The following is a 17,345-nucleotide window of genomic DNA, read 5'->3' on the forward strand; positions in this document are numbered from 1 at the left end:
ACAAAAACTTACGCCGGCTCTTCCTCTACGTAGCGAATGTCGGCGTCGCCCCACAGCTCTTCGAGGGCGTAGAACTGACGGCGGTCGCGCAGAAACACGTGCACCACCACGTCCACGTAGTCGAGCAGCACCCACTCGCGGTTGGTGCGGCCTTCGGTTTGCCAGGGGCTTTCGCCGGTTACTTTTTCAATCTCTTCTTCCACCGAGCGCGCAATGGCTTCGAGCTGGGTATCGGAGTTAGCCGAGCAGATAACGAAATAATCGGCCACGGCATTTTTTAATTCTTTCAGATTCAGCACCACGATGTCAGATGCCTTCTTGTCTTGCATCCCGCGGATGACCAAATCTGCCAATGTGTCCGAATCCTGCCGGACCAACGTGCTTTTCATATTGTGGGGTTAGGTGTGAGCTTTGCAGCCGAAAGTCTACGAAGTTACGATACGCGAAAGAAGGCCGTGGTTGTCACCCCTCAAACCCTGTTCACGGGCCAGCAACTGGTTTGGTTGCCGGCCTGCCCCTCCACCAACACGGAGGCGCAAGCCTTGATAGTCCAAAACCGGGCCAGCGAGGGCTGCACCGTCATTACGGACTTTCAGTCGGCCGGCCGGGGCCAGCGCGGCAACCGGTGGGAAGGCGCCCCCGCCGAAAACCTGATGCTTTCGGTGGTGTGGCAACCCACGTTTCTGGCGGCCGCGCAGCAGTTCCAGCTCAGCCAAGCCGTGGCCCTAGGGGTGCACGACTGGGCCGCCACCCTGCTGGGGGCCGACCCCAAACTGAAGCTGAAATGGCCGAACGACCTGTACTACGGCGACCAAAAATTTGGCGGCATTCTGATTGAAAACACCCTCAGCGGGCCAAAGATTCAATATAGCATCATTGGAATTGGGCTGAATGTTAACCAGCAGTCCTTTGCCGTACCCACCGCCACCTCGCTGAGCCAGATTACCGGCCGCGCCTACGACCGCGCCGCCGTGACGGCCCGCCTGCTCGAATGCCTGGAGCGGCGGTACCTGCAGCTGCGGGCCGGGCAAGTGGGGCCGTTGCGGCAGGCCTATCTGCAGGCCTTGTATCGCTATCAGGAGGTGCATTCGTTTCTGGTGGATGGGCAGGAAGTGCGGGGTCAAATTGTTGGGGTGGAAGAAGATGGACGGCTGGCCGTGGCCATAGGCAACGAGCTGCACCGGTTCGGCTTGCAGGAAATTCGGTACCTGTAGCAACTCTAGTGGCGGTTTGGGTATCAATTGAGCGGGCTGCCGGCTTTGGGCCGGCTGTCTGCTTGTCGGCAGGCGGTCATTGTTTAGCAACGAACGGACAGCCGGCTGGCAGCCGGCAGCCCGCGTCCTCTGCCCCCTGGGCTAGCAGAATATTCAAACCTACCAATAAAAAAATTTCACAACGAAGCAACCATCCTGCCTTTTTTGCCGAGTTGTTTTTGTTGAGATAATCAACCTATGGCTTTTTCGGCAGTCCATCAAACCGAAAATGCTGGGCCGGCGTTGATTACCAAACCCGGCACGGTGCTTGTCTTTACATTTTTAACTCGTATCTTACGCTTCACCTTACCCTTTTCTGCTGTTCACATGAAACTCTTTACTCGCGTTTTAGCCGTTGCGGCCATCTTAGCCATGCCGCTGGCGCCAGTGCTAGCCGCCAACATCACCATTGTGGTGGGCGACAACTTTTACCACGGCCCGGGCAATACCACCAACGACGCCGACATCCGCACCATCACCCAGGGCGACGTGGTGACGTTCACCTATTCGGGCCAGTCCAGCCACCCTACCATGTCGGACAACGGCGCCTGGGCCACCTTCCAGATGAACTCGACCAGCCGCTCGGTCACGCTGCCGGCGTTTAACACGGTGGGCACCTACCCCTACCATTGCACGGCGCACGGCGCCCCCGGCCTCGGCCAGTACGGCGTGCTCACGGTGGTGGCCCGCACCCCTTCCGCCACCCTCGACCCCGCCGCCGCCGGCATTAACCTGAGCGTGTACCCCAACCCCAGCCGCGGCCTCGTCACGGTGAAGCTGGACCAGAAGCCCGGCGCCGACTACAAGCTGCGCCTGAGCAACATCATTGGCCAGGAAATCCGCACCGTGGCCCTCAAGCCCGACTTATCCGCCGCCGGCCTGCCCCTCGACCTGAGCGACCTGCACGCCGGCCTGTACGTCTACAGCCTGCTCGTGGATGGCAAAGTGGTGAGCACGAAACGACTCGTGTTGCAGAACTAGCGGTTTCTTTGCCGAAACGGAGAACCAAAAAGCAGCCAATGGCTGCTTTTTGTGTTTCTGGGCTGAATCGGTCCCCAGATTCGTGCCGAGTGCAACCTCGTGTTGCCTACTTTTGCCCTTTAACTGATTTACTAGCTTCTTTTTCCGGTTGCGGTTTGATGCCGACGGCCGGCGTTGCGTGCCTCATTCGTTTGTATGCGTTCTTTTAAAAGCCTGAATAACCTCGTGGGCTGGCTGGTTTTTGCCATTGCCGCCGTCACCTACCTGCTCACCCTGGAGCCCACGGCTTCGTTCTGGGACTGTGGCGAGTTCATTGCCTGCTCCTTCAAGCTGCTGGTGCCGCACCCCCCGGGAGCGCCCACCTTCCTGCTGCTGGGCCGCCTGTTCTCGTTGTTTTCGTTTGGCGACGTGACGAAGGTGCCCGTGCTCATCAACGCCCTCTCCGGGCTGAGCAGCGCGTTTACCGTCCTGTTTTTGTTCTGGATTATTACCCGCATGGCCCGCAAGCTGGTGCTGCGCGAGGCCGTAGGCAACAGCAACCTCAAGGCCGAAAGCATCGAGCCGACCCAGGGCCAGAGCTTCCTCATCCTGAGCGCAGGCGTGGTGGGCGCGCTGGCCTTCGCCTTCTCCGATTCGTTCTGGTTTAATGCCGTAGAGGGCGAGGTATACGCTATGTCGGCCCTCTGCACGGCGGCCGTGGTGTGGCTGATGCTGAAGTGGGAAGGCCACGCCGACGAGCCCGACTCCGACAAGTGGATTGTGCTCATTGCCTACGTCATCGGCCTCAGCATCGGCGTCCACTTGCTGAACCTGCTGACGGTGCCGGCGCTGGGCTTCATCTACTACTACCGCCGCAACGCCAACCCCTCGTTCGCGGGCGGCCTCATTGTGATGGTAGTAAGCATGATTATCGTGGGGTCCATTTTGGTGGGCATCATCCCGGGCCTGCCCACGCTGGCGGGCGGCTTCGAGGTGTTCTTCGTGAATAGCGTAGGCCTGCCCTTCAACTCGGGCCTGATTATCTTCCTGGCCTTGTTTATCGGGCTGATTTGGTTTGGTTTCCGCCTCTCCTACCAGCGCCGCAGCCAGCTGCTGAACACGTCGATGCTCTGCTTCGTGTTCATTCTGATTGGCTACTCGTCTTACCTGATTGTGCCCATCCGGGCCAGCTACAAGCCCACCATCAACGAAAACGACCCGAGCGACGTGCTGTCGTTCGTGAGCTACCTCAAGCGGGAGCAGTACGGCTCGCGCCCGCTGCTCTACGGCCCGCAGTTCAACGCCCAGCCCAATGGCCAGGAGCCCGGCGCGGCCCGCTACGCCCGTGACACCAAGACCGGCAAGTACAAGGAGCTGCCTCCGCAGCCGGAGTACACCTACGCCGACGAGGACAAGATGCTCATCCCACGCATCTACAGCTACGAGCCCGACCAGATTGCCAACTACAAGAAGTGGGTGGATATTCAGGACGGCGTGAAGCCCACCATGGGCCAGAACCTGGGCTTCCTGTTCCGCTACCAGATGGGCCATATGTTCTGGCGCTATTTCATGTGGAACTTCGTGGGCCGCGAGTCTGATATTCAGCAGGCCGGCGTGGTGACGCCTTTCAGCCCGGGCAAAGGTTCGCTGCCCGCCCGCATCGGCGAGAGCCCAGCGCACAACAATTTCCTGGCCTTGCCGCTCATCCTGGGCCTCATTGGCCTGTTTTTCCAGAGCCGCCGCGACAGCAAAGACGCCTGGGTGACGGGCCTCCTGTTCATCATGACTGGCCTGGCCATCGTGTTCTACCTCAATCAGCCGCCGCGTGAGCCGCGGGAGCGCGACTACACCTTCACCGGCGCCACCTTTGCCTTCTCCATCTGGATAGGCCTGGGCGTGCTAGGTCTAGCCGAGCTGTTTGGCAGGGCCGTGAAAAACGACGGCCTGCGTGCCGGCCTAGCCCTGGTGGTGGGCCTGCTCGTGCCGGGCATCATGGCGGCTCAGGGCTGGGACGACCACGACCGTTCCGACCGCTACAACTCGGTGGATTCAGCCAAGAACCTGCTCAACTCTTGCGCCCCGAACGCCATCCTGTTCACCAACGGCGACAACGACACCTTCCCGCTGTGGTACGCCCAGGAAGTGGAAGGCATTCGGACCGACGTGCGCGTGGCCGTGCTGAGCTACCTGAACACCGACTGGTACATTGCCCAGATGAAGCGCCGCGCCTACAAGTCGCAGCCCTTCCCCATCAGCATGGGCCCCGAGGCCTACGCCCAGGGTACCAACGACATGCTGCCCTACGCCGCCAACCCGGCCGTGCAGAGCGTGAACCTGAAGCAGTTCCTGCAGCTCATCAACACCAATAACCCGCTGCTGCAGGTACAGTACCAGGAAGGCGGCCCGAGCATGAACTCCTTCCCCACCCCCAACTTCTTCCTGCCCGTGGACACGGCGGCGGTGAAGCGCCTCGGCATCATCCCCAAAGACCGGGAAAAGCAACTGGTGCCCCAACTGGAATGGAGCATGGGTAAGCGCGCCATCGAGAAGAAAAACCTGGTGATTCTCGACATGATTGCCACCAATAACTGGCAACGGCCCATCTACTTCAGCAGCACCGTGGCCCCGCAGGACTACATGAACCTGCAGCCCTACTTCCAGCTCGAAGGCATGGCCTACCGCCTGCTGCCCCTGAAAGACCCGAACTACGACCCGCGCGGCGGCGACGAGGGCTTTGTGGAGAAAGACCTCACCTACGACCGCCTGATGAAGCAGTTCAGCTACCGCGGCCTGACCGACGCCAACATCTTCTACGACGAAAACAACCTTCGCTTCCCGGCCAACTACCGCGACAAGTTTGCCCGCCTAGCCAACGCCTACCTGGCCGATGGCAACACCGCCAAGGCCAAGGAAGTGGCCGACAAGTGCCTGGCTCTGATGCCCGACGCGGCCATTCCCTACGACTACTACTCGCCGCAGCTGGTGCCCGCGCTGGTAGCCGGCGGCGAGAAGCAGAAGGCCGACCAACTGCTCGACACCATGACGCGCCGCTCGGAGCAGATGCTGGCCTACTACAGCACCAAGCCCGACGGCAGCCTCTTTGAGGACGACATGCGCGGCTACCTGCTGGGCCTGCAAAGCGTGTACCGCGCTGCTGAGGCGGCCGGCGACAAAGCCCGCGCCGAGAAGGCCTACGGCCTGATGAGCCAGTACTACCCACGGTAAGTTGGTAGTTGCTTAAATGAACGAAGGCCGGTCCGCGCAGTGCGGGCCGGCCTTTTTCGTGCGGGCAGCGCCGGTGCGCATCTGCGCCGGGAGCCTGCACGTTAGGGAAGTTCTAGATAAACGAATTCGACATCAAACCTGCCATCGGTTAGGTTGACTTTGCGCCCACTTACCGAATCCTGCGCAACGAAAGAAAAGGTACCCGCCACAATATGCTTCTGTAAATCGAAGCGGGTGATTGTCATTTGGCCGGGCGCCGCGGGTCCGGTTGAAAAGTCTCCGGTCGGTCCATTTCCCTTGCGGTTATGGTACTGGGCATTATCCGGCTCGGGCGTCGGCGAAGTGTAGGACGGTAACTTCTGCGTGAAACTGTATGCCCCCACCCCAGATGCCCCGAAGCAGGCAAATTCTATGAGCCGACTGGAGGGGGAATCGCTCGATAAGCCGATTTTGATAGTATATGTGCTCTGTCCAGCCCTCTTGCTGACCAGCGCCCGGGTGCCGGTAGCTGACGCAAAAAGGCCTTGCCCCGGGGAGGTCTGCCATACCTCTCCCTCAATCAGGCAGCCGCCCACGTTTTTACCTTCCTGTGTGGCTGGCGGCAACATAGCTTTGGGGTCGTCTTTTTTGCAGCCCGCGGCCAGCAGCGCGGCGGCCAGAGGAAAAAGCAGGGTTGGCTTCATGGCGAAAAATGAATTGCTAAGCCTGTACTCTATCAAGCGGCAAGGACGTAGCCGGTGCTGCCGCGCAAAGCAGGCGTTAATTTCATGGCTGGGTTTGGTAGAATCCGGAGGCCGTCATTGCGGGTCGGGCACTGTTCAAACGTAGCGGGGTGTTTAATGAAACGCAAATAAAAATTTGTGCAAATCAGACATTTAGAACTGTCATGAAGTCGATGTTATTGGTGGTATTGAAAGCTTTACGAGGCCGTCAGGACACATTCGCAGGGCGCAGAAAAGGACTTTTCGGCCGCAACAATGGTCGCCCGGCGGCGTTTGCCGGGTGAAATGGCTACCTTCATCAGCCCTTCCCCGCGCCCCGCATTATCATGCCTCTAAAACGCATTTCCGGCCTCTGCCTCCTGGGCTTGCTGCTTTGGGCCACCCTAGCGGCCACGGTGGCTCGCCGTCCCCAAGCCCCGCGTCCCGACTTTGCCGGCCTCTACCGCGACGTGGCCCGCCTCGACGTGGACACCCGCCGCGAGGGCGACAGCCTGCGCGTCTACCTGCGCCTGCCCCCGCCCGCCCGCCTGGGCCCCGGCCACGCGCTGCGCCTCACGGCCTGGCCCAGCTACGAGGCGCGCGCGCCGCTGTGGCAAGACAGCGTGCCCCGCCGCCAGCAGCATCCCATCCCCTTCCCCGACGGCGTGCGCCTGAGCTTCTGCGTGGCCGCGTCGCGCCTGCCCGCGGGCACCGTGCTGCAAATCAGCACCGCCCCGCCCGATGCCAAGGAAGACTACCAGGAGCCCACTACCACGGCCTGGTTGCGCCTCACCGAAGCCGTGCTGGCCCGACCCTTCGTGCTCGTCGATTCGGTGGGCCAGCCCCTGCTGCGGCGCTACGTGCAGGCCGGCGAAACCTTCGGCGTGGACTGCTTCGGCCTGTACCAGCCCGTGCGCAGCAAGCGCTACGCCGTGACGCCCACCCCCGCCTTGCCGCCCATGACCAACCCGGCCGCCATGCCCGCCGGGCCGCGCACCTTGCCCGTACTCGACTCAGCTGCCTTCCGCCCCGGCCAGCCCCTGCGCTTCGCCGAGCCTGGCCTGTATGCTCTGCGCGTGGGCCCGCTGAACACCAAGCCGCCCGTGCTAGCCGTGCTGGTGGCGCCTAACCTTTACCCTGAGCTCACCACGGCCGCCGAGCTCATCGAGCCCCTGCGCTACCTCACAACCAGCCAGGAGCGCCAGAAACTCACCGACGCCCCCAACCCCAAGCGCGCCGTCGATAAGTTCTGGCTCGACATCGCCAAAGGTGACCAACAATTGGGCAAAGACCTGATTCGACGCTACTACAACCGCGTGATGGCGGCCAACGAATTATTTGCCGCCCACAAAGCCGGCTGGCTCACGGACCGGGGCCTGTTGTACGTGGTGCTGGGGCCGCCGCCCAGCGTGCGGCGCCTGTCCGACGGCGAGGAGCGGTGGTACTATCCCGACGGTAACACCGACGGCGGCCCCATCACCTACAGCTTCCGGCCGCGGCCGAGTACCTTTGCCCCTGATTATTACGAATTGGTGCGCCGACCCGAGTACGAACTGCCCTGGTATGCCGCCGTTGAAAAATGGAGAACCCCACCGACCGCCCTGACCGGCCCGAACGCCCCCAACGCCCTGCCCGCCCGGTAGCCGGCCGCCGCTTCTACGACGGCGCCAACCGGCCCGTCACGCCCAAGCAGTTCCGCCCCGACCGCCGGGCCGACGAGTTTGACGACCGCCCCGCCCGCCCCCGCGGTCGTGGCGGCTCCGATAACCGCGACGACTTTGGCGCTGACAACCGCCCCCCGCGCAACGACCGGGGCGAGAGCCGCCCGCCTTTCCGCGAGCGCCGCGAAGGCGGCACGGACCGGCCGCGCTACGAAAACCGCCAAGCCCAATCGTCCAGCATCGACATGCTGTTTGGCCTGCGCCCCATCCTGGAAGCGCTGAGCGCGGGCCGCACCCTGGAAAAGATTTTCCTGCTGCGCGGCACCAAAAACAGCCTCGTAACGGACATCTCCACCGCCGCCCGCGAGGCCGGTATTCAGGTACAGATGGTGCCCGTGGAGAAACTCGACAACCTGACGCGCAAAAACCACCAGGGCGCCGTGGCCTTCGTGTCGCCCATCGACTACGCACCGCTCGACAACATCGTGTCGGGGCTGTTTGAGGAAGGCAAGGTGCCCTTTCTGCTGCTGCTCGACCGCATCACCGACGTGCGCAACTTCGGCGCCATTGCTCGCACGGCCGAGTGCCTGGGAGTGCAGGCCATTGTGGTGCCCAGCCGCGGCGCCGCCCAAATCAACGGCGATGCGCTAAAAACGTCGGCCGGCGCACTCAACATACTACCGGTATGCCGCGAGATGAGCCTGCACGAAACCGTGCGCTTCCTCCAGCAGTCAGGCATCACGGTGGTAGCTTGTACTGAGAAAGCCGAAGAAGCCATTGGCTCGGCTGACGTTGACCTAAGCGGCCCCGTAGCCGTGCTCATGGGCTCGGAAGAAGACGGCATCTCGCCCGACCTGCTGAACCTGGCCGACGTGAAGCTGAAGGTGCCCATGACCGGCCAGATTCAAAGCCTGAACGTGGGCGTGGCCGCTGGCATTATGCTGTTTGAGGTGGCCCGGCAGCGGGTGGCAGCGGAGTAGAGCTCCGTCTGTCATTGCGAGCGCAGCGCGGCAATATGTCCTCTCGACCGCGACCAGCTCTGAGTTGTGAAAAAGCCCCGGCACTGCGTAGTGCCAGGGCTTTTTCGCTTAAGAATGTGTCTGGTTTTGACAGGACGGATTGCTTCGCTCCGCCTCGCAATGACAGACAAAGCGCAGGCGCTTAGTTATACCCCGCGCCCTTCTTCGCCTTCACATCGGCCACAAAGTCCTTCACACGCTGCTCCTCGGTGCGCTTGCAGATGAGCAGCACGTTGTCGTACTCGGCCACGATGTAGTCTTCTAGGCCCTGCACCACAACCAAACGCTCCGAGGGCGTTTTGATGACGCAGCCGGTGGTGTCGTAGAGTAGCACATCGCCGCTCACCATGTTGTTGTTTTCGTCGCGCTCGCCGATGCGGTGCAGCGAATCCCAGGTGCCCACGTCGCTCCAGCCGAAGTCGGCGGGCAGCACATACACGTTGTCGGCTTTTTCCATCACACCGTAGTCGATGCTGATGTTACGGCAGCGCGAGTAGGCTTCGCTGATGAAATTCTCCTCCTCGGCGGTGCCGAGCTGGGCGGCTCCCTCTTCAAACACCTCGGAAATGTCGCTCAGGTACTGGTGGAAGGCGTTGATGATGACATCGACCCGCCACACAAACAAGCCCGAATTCCAGAGGAAGTCGCCGCTTTCCACAAACATTTTCGCCAGCTCCAGATTGGGCTTCTCGGTGAAGGTTTTCACCTTGTGCAGCTCGCCGCCGGGCAGGCTCTGCTCGTCCATGTACTGGATGTAGCCGTAGCCGGTATCGGGCCGCGAGGGCTGAAGGCCGAGGGTGATAAGCACATCATGGGCCCGCGCGGCATCTACTGCCTTGCGGATGAGGCGGCGGAACTCATCCTCGCGCAGCACGGCGTGGTCGGCGGGCGTCACAATGATAGTGGCCTTAGGGTCGCGCTGGGCAATGCGGTAGCTGGCGTAGGCGATGCACGGGGCCGTGTTGCGCCCAATGGGCTCGCCCAGAATCTGGTCGGCGGGCAGGTCGGGCAAGTGTTCCTGCACCAGCTGGGTGTAGTCGCGGTTCGTGACGACGAACACGTTTTCGCGCGGACATACGCCTTCAAACCGGTCAACGGTGAGTTGCAACATGGAGCGGCCCACGCCCAGAACGTCGTGGAACTGCTTGGGGTGGTGGGTACGGCTGAAGGGCCAGAAGCGGCTGCCAATACCGCCAGCCATAACAACGAGATAAGTGGAATTCATTATAGCAAAGGTAACGCCGGAGCCGAACGTGGGCCGCGTCAGGCCACAGTCCACAAACCAAAACGTCATGCTGAGCGCAGCCGAAGCATGACGTCATTACTTAAGTCTGATTTCTCTTACACCAGCCCCTCGCGCAGCAAGTCGTGTAGGTGGATGAAGCCGGCAAACCCTCCGGCTTCCGTCACTACCAGTTGGGTGATGTTGCGCTGCTGCATGCGGGCCAGGGCTTCGGCCGCGAAGTCGTCGATGTCGATGGTGGCCGGGCGGGGCGTGAGGATGTCGCGGGCCCGTAGGCTTTCCAGGTCGGAGAAGCTGCCCAGCATCCGGCGCAGGTCACCGTCGGTGATGATGCCGGCCAGGGCACCTTCGGTATTCAACACAGCAGTGGCGCCCAGGCGCTTGCCGGAGATTTCGAGCAGCACTTCTTTCAGGGGGGCGTCTTCTAGTACTTGGGGGCGCTGGTTTTGGCGGCTGAGGTCGCCCACTTTCAGGTAGAGGCGCTTGCCGAGGGTGCCGCCGGGGTGCAGGCGGGCAAAGTCGGCGGCGGTAAACTGCCGGCTTTCGAGCAGGCACACGGCCAGGGCGTCGCCCAAGGCCAGGGCGGCCGTGGTGCTGGTGGTGGGCGCCAGGTTGTTGGGGCAGGCCTCCTTGGTCACCGGGGCGTGCAGGATGTAAGTGGCCTGCTGGCCCAGGTAAGAATCGGCCCGGCTCACCAGCGCGGCTAGGGGCACGCCCTTGCGGCGCAGCAGCGGCACCAGCACCTTGATTTCGGGCGTATCGCCGCTCTTGCTGATGGCGATGACAAAGTCTTCGGGCTGAATCATGCCCAGGTCGCCGTGGATGGCATCGGCGGCGTGCATGAACAGGGCAGGCGTGCCGGTGCTGTTGAGCGTGGCCACAATTTTGCCGGCCACGTGGGCGCTTTTGCCAATGCCCGTGACCACCACGCGGCCCTTCAGCTGCAGAATGGCTTGCACGCAGCGCTCAAAGTCGGGCGTGGCGGCCAGGGCGTTGGCTACGTCGTGCAGGGCGGCGGCTTCCTCGTGCAGCACCTGGCGGGCAATGCGCAGCACATCGGCCGAAGCGGCGCTGGTGGCGGAAGGGGCGGATTCGGGGAATGCGGACATAGACAAAGCGGAGATGAGTTCGCAAAATTCGGGCACAGAAGCTTAGCCGTGGCTGACCCGGCTGCTACGCAGGCGCTGGCATGGAAAGCAGATAATTGAACAAACGTTTTCACGCACCTAATACTTGACGATTCGCGGCGCTTTTCAAAACCTTCTGTTCGTCTGGCATTTGCTTTTTTTGGAGCCGACTGAGCTGGGTTTGGGGTTATGAAATTGTTGCTTCTGATTCAAGAAAAACACCATTTTTCACGATAAAAACCAATCGGCTTGCTTATCTTCGTTAAGAACCGCGCTTCCCCACGCCTCTCATCTGAGTTTACAAGCTATGTCAACAGCTGCCCTGCAAGAATCCCCGGTCCTGACGGCCGATTTGAAACACACACTGAAGGAAGTATTTGGCTACGGCCAGTTTCGAGGGACACAGGAGGCTGTTATTCAAAACATTCTGGCGGGGCGCAACACCTTCGTCATCATGCCCACCGGGGCGGGCAAGAGCCTCTGCTACCAGCTGCCGGCGCTGGTGTTGCCAGGCACGGCCATTGTGATTTCGCCCCTCATCGCCCTGATGAAAAACCAGGTCGACCAACTCGGCGCCTTCGGCGTGAATGCGCAGGTGTACAATTCGACCCTGACCAAAAGCGAGATGAATCGCGTCAAAAAAGACGTGATGAACGGCGAGGTGCGCCTGCTGTACGTGGCTCCTGAAAGCCTCACCAAGGACGACACCATCGAGTTTCTGCTGAAAAGCACTATCAGCTTCGTGGCCATCGACGAGGCCCACTGCATTTCGGAGTGGGGCCACGACTTTCGGCCCGAGTACCGCAAGATTCGCGGCATCATAGACAACCTGGGCGGCAACGTGCCCATCATCGCCCTCACGGCCACGGCCACGCCCAAAGTGCAACTGGACATCCAGAAAAACCTGCACATGGACGACGCCTCGGTGTTTAAAACCAGCTTCAACCGCACCAACCTCTACTACGAGGTGCGCGCCAAGCACAACACCAAGAAACAGCTGATTCAGTATGTGAAGCAGCACAAGGGCAAGGCGGGCATCATTTACTGCCTGAGCCGCAAGAAGGTGGAGGAAATTGCCGAGCTGCTGCGCGTGAACGACGTGCGCGCCCGCCCCTACCACGCCGGCTTGGACCAGCAGACCCGCATCGACAACCAGGATGCCTTCCTCAACGAGGAGTGCGACGTGATTGTGGCCACCATCGCCTTCGGCATGGGCATCGACAAGCCCGATGTGCGTTTCGTGGTGCACTACGACGCGCCCAAATCCATTGAGGGCTACTACCAGGAAACCGGCCGCGGCGGCCGCGACGGCCTGGAAGGCAACTGCCTGATGTTCTACAGCTACGACGACATTCTGAAGCTCGAAAAGTTCAGCAAGGACAAGCCGGTGACCGAGCGCGACAACGCCCATCAGCTGCTGGCCGAGATGACGAATTACGCCGAGAGTTCGGTATGCCGGCGCCGGCAGCTGCTGCACTACTTCGGCGAGACGCTGGAGAAGGACTGCGGCTTCTGCGACAACTGCAAGCACCCCAAGGAGCGGTTTGAGGGCGAAGCGGCCGTGGGCCTGGCCCTGCGCGCCGTGGTGCAAACCGAGGCCCGGTTCAATCTGACGCACATTGGGCAGGTGCTGCTAGGGCTGATGAACCCGCACATCGAGAGCTACGGCCACAACGCGCTGCCGATTTACGGGCAGGGCAAGGAGTTGGGCGACGCACAGTTCTGGCACTCGGTACTGCGCCAGTGCCTGCTGAACGGCTTTTTGGAGAAGGACATCGACAGCCTGGGCCTGGTGCGCATTACCGACAAGGGCATGGATTTCATCGAAAACCCGTACTCCATCACCCTCACGCGCGACCACAATTTTGACGCCGAGCAGAAGGCCGACGAGGAAAAAGAGGAAGTGCAGCAAGCCGCCGGCCACGACGAGGCCCTATTTGCCCAGCTCAAGGAGCTGCGCAAGCAGGTAGCCAAGCAGAAAAACCTGCCGCCTTATGTGCTCTTCCAGGACCCGAGCCTGAAGGAGATGGCCACCACCTACCCCACCACGCTGCACGACCTCACGCACGTGTCGGGCGTGGGCCAGGGCAAGGCCCAGAAGTTTGGGGCGCCCTTCGTGGCAGCCATCAAGAAGTACGTGGAAGACAACGATATCGAAACCGCCGAGGACGTGGTGGTGAAGTCGGCCGTGAACCGCTCCAAAATCAAAATCTACGTCATCCAGCAGATTGACAAGAAGATGATGCTGGAAGACATTGCCTCTTCCAAGGGCATTTCGATGGTGGAGCTGATGGAGGAAATAGAGCACATCTGCTACTCGGGCACCCGCCTCAACATCGACTACTACCTGGAGGAAATGGTGGAAGAAGAAGTGCGCGACGAGATTTATGACTACTTCATGACGGCCAGCACCGACAACATTGCCGTGGCCATGAAGGAGCTGGGCAACGACTTTACGGAAGAGGAGCTGCGCCTGGTGCGCGTGAAATTCCTGAGTGAGGTAGCTAATTAATTCCGGCGTTTGCCGGCTGCAGAAGCCCCAACGAAGCAACCTATTCCCAGAGGCTGTTTCGTTGGGGCATTTGCTTGATACGCCTGTCATCCTGAGCGCAGCGAAGGACCTTCTCACGTCAAGGTTTCTAACGTGAGAAGGTCCTTCGCTGCGCTCAGGATGACAGGCGCCTGAAAACATTCATCCAAAACCAGAAGCCTATTAAATTGCCAGACTTTTTCATTTTTCTGCATTAAAGTATGATGCTTTCTTTCTCTTTTCGAGCCGCTTCGCGCGGCGCGGTGGTGCTGCTCTCGGCAGCTACGCTGGATGCGGCAGCGGCTGGCCATCCTACGGCCGCACCGGCCAACCCGCTGATGCCATCTTTTAACCAGCCTATTGCTTTCAGCAAGGCTACCAAGGCTGATGTGCAGCAGGCTACGACGCTGGCCATTGCCAACACCAAAACGGCCTTGACGGCTATTTACAACGTGCCCACGGCCAAGCGCACGTTTGCCAACACCATGCTACCGCTTGATGCGCTGAACGACAACTTTGGCAGCGTGGCGGGTCCCATCAGCATTTTATTTAATGCAAGCCCCGATTCGGCAGTGCGCAACCAGGCCGAGCGCAGCCTGGCCCTCATCAGCAAGTATGGCAACGAGCTGGAGCTGGACGAGAAGCTGTATCGGGCCGTGAAGGACTACTCGAAAACCAAGGAAGCCCAGACCCTGACCGGCCCGCGCAAGAAGTTCCTGACCGAAACGGTGGAAGAGTACGAGCGCAACGGCTTCGCGCTGAGCCCGGAGAAGCGCCAGGAGCTGCAGAAGCTCAACGACAAAATTGCGGACCTGAGCCTGGCCTTCGGGGCCAACATTGCCAAGGACCGGAGCCACATGCTGGTGAGCGAAGCCGACCTGAAAGGCCTGCCCGACGACTACATCAAGAGCCGCCCGCGCGAGGGCGCGGCCTACCGCATCAACGTGGACGGCCCTTCTTACGGCACGTTCATGAAGTACGCCGAGTCGGAGCCGCTGCGCAAAAAGCTCTACACGCTCTACAACAACCGCGCATCCGAAGCCAACCTGCCGGTGCTGAAGCAGCTGCTCATCGAGCGCCAGAAAAAGGCCCAGCTGCTGGGCTACAAAACCTACGCGGCCTACCAAACCAGCAGCCGCATGGTGAAAAACCCTGAAACTGTGTGGGCCTTCGAAACCAAGCTGGTGGACCGCGTGAAGCAGAAAAGCCAGCAGGACTTAGAGGAGCTGCTGGCCGTGAAGCGCACCTACCTGAAGGACCCCAGCGTGAAAACCATTGCGCCCTGGGAAACCAGCTTCTACAACAACCTGCTGATGCAGAGCAAGTACCAGCTCGACGGCGAGAAGGTGAAAGAATACTTCGAGGTGAACCACGTGGTGGACGGTCTTTTCAACACCACGCAGCAGCTGTTCGGCTTGAAGTTCAACGAGGTGAAGAGTCCGTCGGTGTGGCACCAAGACGCGCGCATGTTTGAGGTGCAGCGCGACGGCAAGCTCATCGGGCGCTTCTACATCGACCTGTTTCCGCGCGAGAACAAGTACACGCACGCGGCCTGCTTCGGCATTCAGTCGGGCCGGGCCACGGCGCAGGGCTACCAGCTGCCCACGGCGGCGCTGCTCTGCAACTTCAACGCCCCCACGCCCGGCAAGCCGGCCCTAATGAACCACAGCCAGGTGGTGACCTTCTTCCACGAGTTTGGCCACGTGATGCACAACCTGCTAACTACGGCCGAGCTGTCGAGTCAGTCGGGCACCAGCGTGAAGCGCGACTTCGTGGAGGCGCCCTCGCAGATTCTGGAAAACTGGGCCTGGAACTACGACGCCCTCAAGACCTTCGCCAAGCACTACCAGACCGGCGAGGTGCTGCCCAAGCCGCTGTATGACAAGATGTGGGCCGCCCGCAACGTAGGCTCGGGCCTAGCCGCCTCGCAGCAGATTCTGTACGGCACCCTCGACATGACCCTGCACGACCGGTTCGACCCGAACGGCACCGAAACGACCACCGACGTGCTGAAAAAGCTGCAAAACCAGATTACACCCTTCGCCTACCTCGACGGTACCAATATGCAGGCTGCTTTCGGGCACCTGACGGGCTACGGCGCGGGCTACTACGGCTACATGTGGTCGAAGGTGTACGCCGAGGACATGTTCTCGGTGTTCGAGAAAAACGGCATCATGGACAGCAAAACCGGCCTGCGCTACCGCGACTACATCCTGGCCAAAGGCGGCACCGACGAGGAATACAACCTGGTGAAAAACTTCCTGGGCCGCGAGCCCAACCAAGAAGCCTTCTTCAAGTCGCTGGGGCTGTAATGCCGGCCGATGGACAAACTGGGCTCCTGCAAACAAAAATGCCGCTTCTCCGAGCGGCATTTTTGTTTTCGGCAGCACAAGTGCGTCGAACTCTAGGCCCATCGCCGCGTATTGCCAGAGATGCTTAGCGTGCTGCTTGGCAAACACTTAGCAAATTATATATGTGGGTTGTTTTTGCTTTGCTGGCGGCATTGGTGTCGGCTACGGTGGTCACCTTGTCGAAAGCCGGCATCAAGAACGTGCCGCCCAGCCTGGCTTTCGCCATTCAGGCCGTGCTCATCATCATTGTTTCATGGGGTACGGTGCTGTGGCAGAACCTGCTCCCCGACCTGGGCAAGATTGAGCGCAAAAGCTGGATATTTCTGATTGCGGCGGGCGTCCTTACGGCCACGTCATCGCTGCTGTCGTTTCGGGCGCTCTCGCTCGGCGATGCCTCACGGGTGTCGCCGCTCACCAATGTAGCCTTGGTGTTTTCGGTAACGCTGGCCGCCATTTTCCTCAAGGAGAAGCTGACGTGGCAGGTGATGCTGGGCGCGGCCCTCATGGCGGGCGGCGCCTTGCTTATTGCCTTCGCCAAGCCGGCTGAGAAGCCAACGGATAATAAAAAAGATGGTCGCCCCGAAACCGGGACGACCATCTACGAATCCAAGCCGAGGGCTTAGGACTGACTAGCAATACTCCTCGAACGCGCCTTGCAGGTTGTTCACGATGCGCATGGCGTCGGAACCTTCGATGTGGTAGCGCTCAATCATGTGCACCAGCTCGCCGTCTTTGAACAGGGCGATGCAGGGCGAGGAAGGAGGGTACGGGAGCAGGTGCTCGCGCATCTTGGCCACGGCGTCGGTTTCCATGCCGGCGAAAACGGTCACGAGTTTGCCTGGCTTTTTGTCGGCACTGGCCAGAGCCATTTTCAGGGCGGGGCGGGCCTTGGCGGCGGCGCAGCCGCACACCGAGTTCACGGCCACCAGCACGGTGCCTTCTTTGTCGGCCAGGGCCGATTCTACTTCCTCGGGGGTCATCAGCTGCTCAAAACCAACCTCGGTGAGGTCTTGGCGGATGGGCGCCACCATGTATTCGGGATAAACTGCCATTGTCGTAATGATTTATAAAAAAGCGGCGCGGCCGCATGAGGATGCAAAAATACGAATGCTTAAAGCAATGAGGCCGGTGGAAAGTTTCGGAGGTATAGCAGCTAGTGAAAGAACGTCATGCCGAGCGTAGCCGAGGCATCTCGCGTGCCGAAGTAATCCTGACGTTAGGAGTTACTACAGCACGCGAGATGCCTCGGCTACGCTCGGCATGACGGTTTGAGTT

13 protein-coding genes are annotated in these 17,345 nt (G+C 60.7%); 8 read left to right on the forward strand and 5 right to left on the reverse strand.

Annotated features, from left to right (window positions below; genetic code table 11):
• Positions 1-8: 8 nt before the first annotated feature.
• Complete coding sequence (gene rsfS, locus I2I01_RS13255; protein WP_196286961.1) at positions 9-389, reverse strand: ribosome silencing factor; 381 nt, start codon at positions 387-389, stop codon at positions 9-11.
• A gap of 66 nt (positions 390-455) precedes the next feature.
• Here rsfS and I2I01_RS13260 point away from each other — a divergent pair, with 66 nt between their 5' ends.
• From I2I01_RS13260 to I2I01_RS13270, 3 genes are all read left to right on the forward strand, one after another.
• On the forward strand, positions 456-1,214 hold the full coding sequence (locus I2I01_RS13260) for a biotin--[acetyl-CoA-carboxylase] ligase (RefSeq protein WP_196286962.1): 759 nt from the start codon (positions 456-458) through the stop codon (positions 1,212-1,214).
• A 366-nt stretch (positions 1,215-1,580) separates the two neighbouring features.
• Positions 1,581-2,234 carry a T9SS type A sorting domain-containing protein gene (locus I2I01_RS13265; protein WP_196286963.1) on the forward strand — a complete coding sequence of 218 codons (654 nt, stop codon included), beginning with the start codon at positions 1,581-1,583 and terminating at the stop codon, positions 2,232-2,234.
• Between the two features lie 195 nt (positions 2,235-2,429).
• The gene (locus I2I01_RS13270) at positions 2,430-5,438 is read left to right on the forward strand and encodes a glycosyltransferase family 117 protein (RefSeq protein ID WP_196286964.1); all 3,009 of its coding nucleotides are present in this window, start codon (positions 2,430-2,432) and stop codon (positions 5,436-5,438) included.
• Between the two features lie 101 nt (positions 5,439-5,539).
• On the opposite strand, the gene I2I01_RS13275 is transcribed toward I2I01_RS13270, so the two are convergent.
• Positions 5,540-6,121 (reverse strand): DUF6252 family protein, encoded by a 582-nt coding sequence (locus I2I01_RS13275; protein ID WP_196286965.1) that lies wholly within the window; start codon positions 6,119-6,121, stop codon positions 5,540-5,542.
• A 365-nt stretch (positions 6,122-6,486) separates the two neighbouring features.
• Here I2I01_RS13275 and I2I01_RS13280 point away from each other — a divergent pair, with 365 nt between their 5' ends.
• Both I2I01_RS13280 and rlmB read left to right on the forward strand, forming a co-directional pair.
• Complete coding sequence (locus I2I01_RS13280; RefSeq protein WP_196286966.1) at positions 6,487-7,782, forward strand: GWxTD domain-containing protein; 1,296 nt, start codon at positions 6,487-6,489, stop codon at positions 7,780-7,782.
• On the forward strand, positions 7,719-8,780 hold the full coding sequence (gene rlmB / locus I2I01_RS13285) for a 23S rRNA (guanosine(2251)-2'-O)-methyltransferase RlmB (protein ID WP_211537947.1): 1,062 nt from the start codon (positions 7,719-7,721) through the stop codon (positions 8,778-8,780). The genes I2I01_RS13280 and rlmB overlap by 64 nt, the downstream gene beginning before the upstream one ends.
• Before the next feature lie 181 nt (positions 8,781-8,961).
• Here rlmB and I2I01_RS13290 read toward each other — a convergent pair whose 3' ends face one another.
• Positions 8,962-10,044, reverse strand: coding sequence for a mannose-1-phosphate guanylyltransferase (locus tag I2I01_RS13290; protein ID WP_196286967.1), 1,083 nt, complete (start codon positions 10,042-10,044; stop codon positions 8,962-8,964).
• A 116-nt stretch (positions 10,045-10,160) separates the two neighbouring features.
• Positions 10,161-11,171, reverse strand: a complete 1,011-nt coding sequence (locus I2I01_RS13295; protein WP_196286968.1) for a KpsF/GutQ family sugar-phosphate isomerase — start codon at positions 11,169-11,171, stop codon at positions 10,161-10,163.
• Between the two features lie 325 nt (positions 11,172-11,496).
• Between I2I01_RS13295 and recQ the strand changes: the two genes are divergently transcribed.
• The 3 genes from recQ (at position 11,497) to I2I01_RS13310 (ending at position 16,693) form a co-directional block, all read left to right on the forward strand.
• The gene (recQ, locus tag I2I01_RS13300) at positions 11,497-13,701 is read left to right on the forward strand and encodes a DNA helicase RecQ (RefSeq protein ID WP_196286969.1); all 2,205 of its coding nucleotides are present in this window, start codon (positions 11,497-11,499) and stop codon (positions 13,699-13,701) included.
• A gap of 239 nt (positions 13,702-13,940) precedes the next feature.
• A complete protein-coding gene (locus I2I01_RS13305) occupies positions 13,941-16,031 on the forward strand; it encodes a M3 family metallopeptidase (RefSeq protein ID WP_196286970.1) in 2,091 nt (696 codons plus the stop codon).
• 161 nt (positions 16,032-16,192) lie between these two features.
• Positions 16,193-16,693, forward strand: a complete 501-nt coding sequence (locus I2I01_RS13310) for an EamA family transporter (RefSeq protein ID WP_196286971.1) — start codon at positions 16,193-16,195, stop codon at positions 16,691-16,693.
• Between the two features lie 6 nt (positions 16,694-16,699).
• On the opposite strand, the gene I2I01_RS13315 is transcribed toward I2I01_RS13310, so the two are convergent.
• Entirely contained in the window at positions 16,700-17,122 is a 423-nt protein-coding gene (locus I2I01_RS13315) for a BrxA/BrxB family bacilliredoxin (RefSeq protein ID WP_196286972.1), read from the reverse strand.
• Positions 17,123-17,345 lie beyond the last annotated feature (223 nt).

This window comes from Hymenobacter properus (genome assembly GCF_015694735.1).
GTDB lineage: Bacteria > Bacteroidota > Bacteroidia > Cytophagales > Hymenobacteraceae > Hymenobacter > Hymenobacter properus.

What these genes read in the sequence shown, in the direction of transcription:
- rsfS (WP_196286961.1), bottom strand. Translation starts at nt 389, where the DNA reads ATGAAAAGCACGTTGGTCCGGCAGGATTCGGACACATTGGCAGATTTG.
- I2I01_RS13265 (WP_196286963.1), top strand. Translation starts at nt 1,581, where the DNA reads ATGAAACTCTTTACTCGCGTTTTAGCCGTTGCGGCCATCTTAGCCATG.
- I2I01_RS13270 (WP_196286964.1), top strand. Translation starts at nt 2,430, where the DNA reads ATGCGTTCTTTTAAAAGCCTGAATAACCTCGTGGGCTGGCTGGTTTTT.
- I2I01_RS13275 (WP_196286965.1), bottom strand. Translation starts at nt 6,121, where the DNA reads ATGAAGCCAACCCTGCTTTTTCCTCTGGCCGCCGCGCTGCTGGCCGCG.
- I2I01_RS13280 (WP_196286966.1), top strand. Translation starts at nt 6,487, where the DNA reads ATGCCTCTAAAACGCATTTCCGGCCTCTGCCTCCTGGGCTTGCTGCTT.
- rlmB (WP_211537947.1), top strand. Translation starts at nt 7,719, where the DNA reads ATGGAGAACCCCACCGACCGCCCTGACCGGCCCGAACGCCCCCAACGC.
- I2I01_RS13290 (WP_196286967.1), bottom strand. Translation starts at nt 10,044, where the DNA reads ATGAATTCCACTTATCTCGTTGTTATGGCTGGCGGTATTGGCAGCCGC.
- I2I01_RS13295 (WP_196286968.1), bottom strand. Translation starts at nt 11,171, where the DNA reads ATGTCCGCATTCCCCGAATCCGCCCCTTCCGCCACCAGCGCCGCTTCG.
- recQ (WP_196286969.1), top strand. Translation starts at nt 11,497, where the DNA reads ATGTCAACAGCTGCCCTGCAAGAATCCCCGGTCCTGACGGCCGATTTG.
- I2I01_RS13305 (WP_196286970.1), top strand. Translation starts at nt 13,941, where the DNA reads ATGATGCTTTCTTTCTCTTTTCGAGCCGCTTCGCGCGGCGCGGTGGTG.
- I2I01_RS13310 (WP_196286971.1), top strand. Translation starts at nt 16,193, where the DNA reads ATGTGGGTTGTTTTTGCTTTGCTGGCGGCATTGGTGTCGGCTACGGTG.
- I2I01_RS13315 (WP_196286972.1), bottom strand. Translation starts at nt 17,122, where the DNA reads ATGGCAGTTTATCCCGAATACATGGTGGCGCCCATCCGCCAAGACCTC.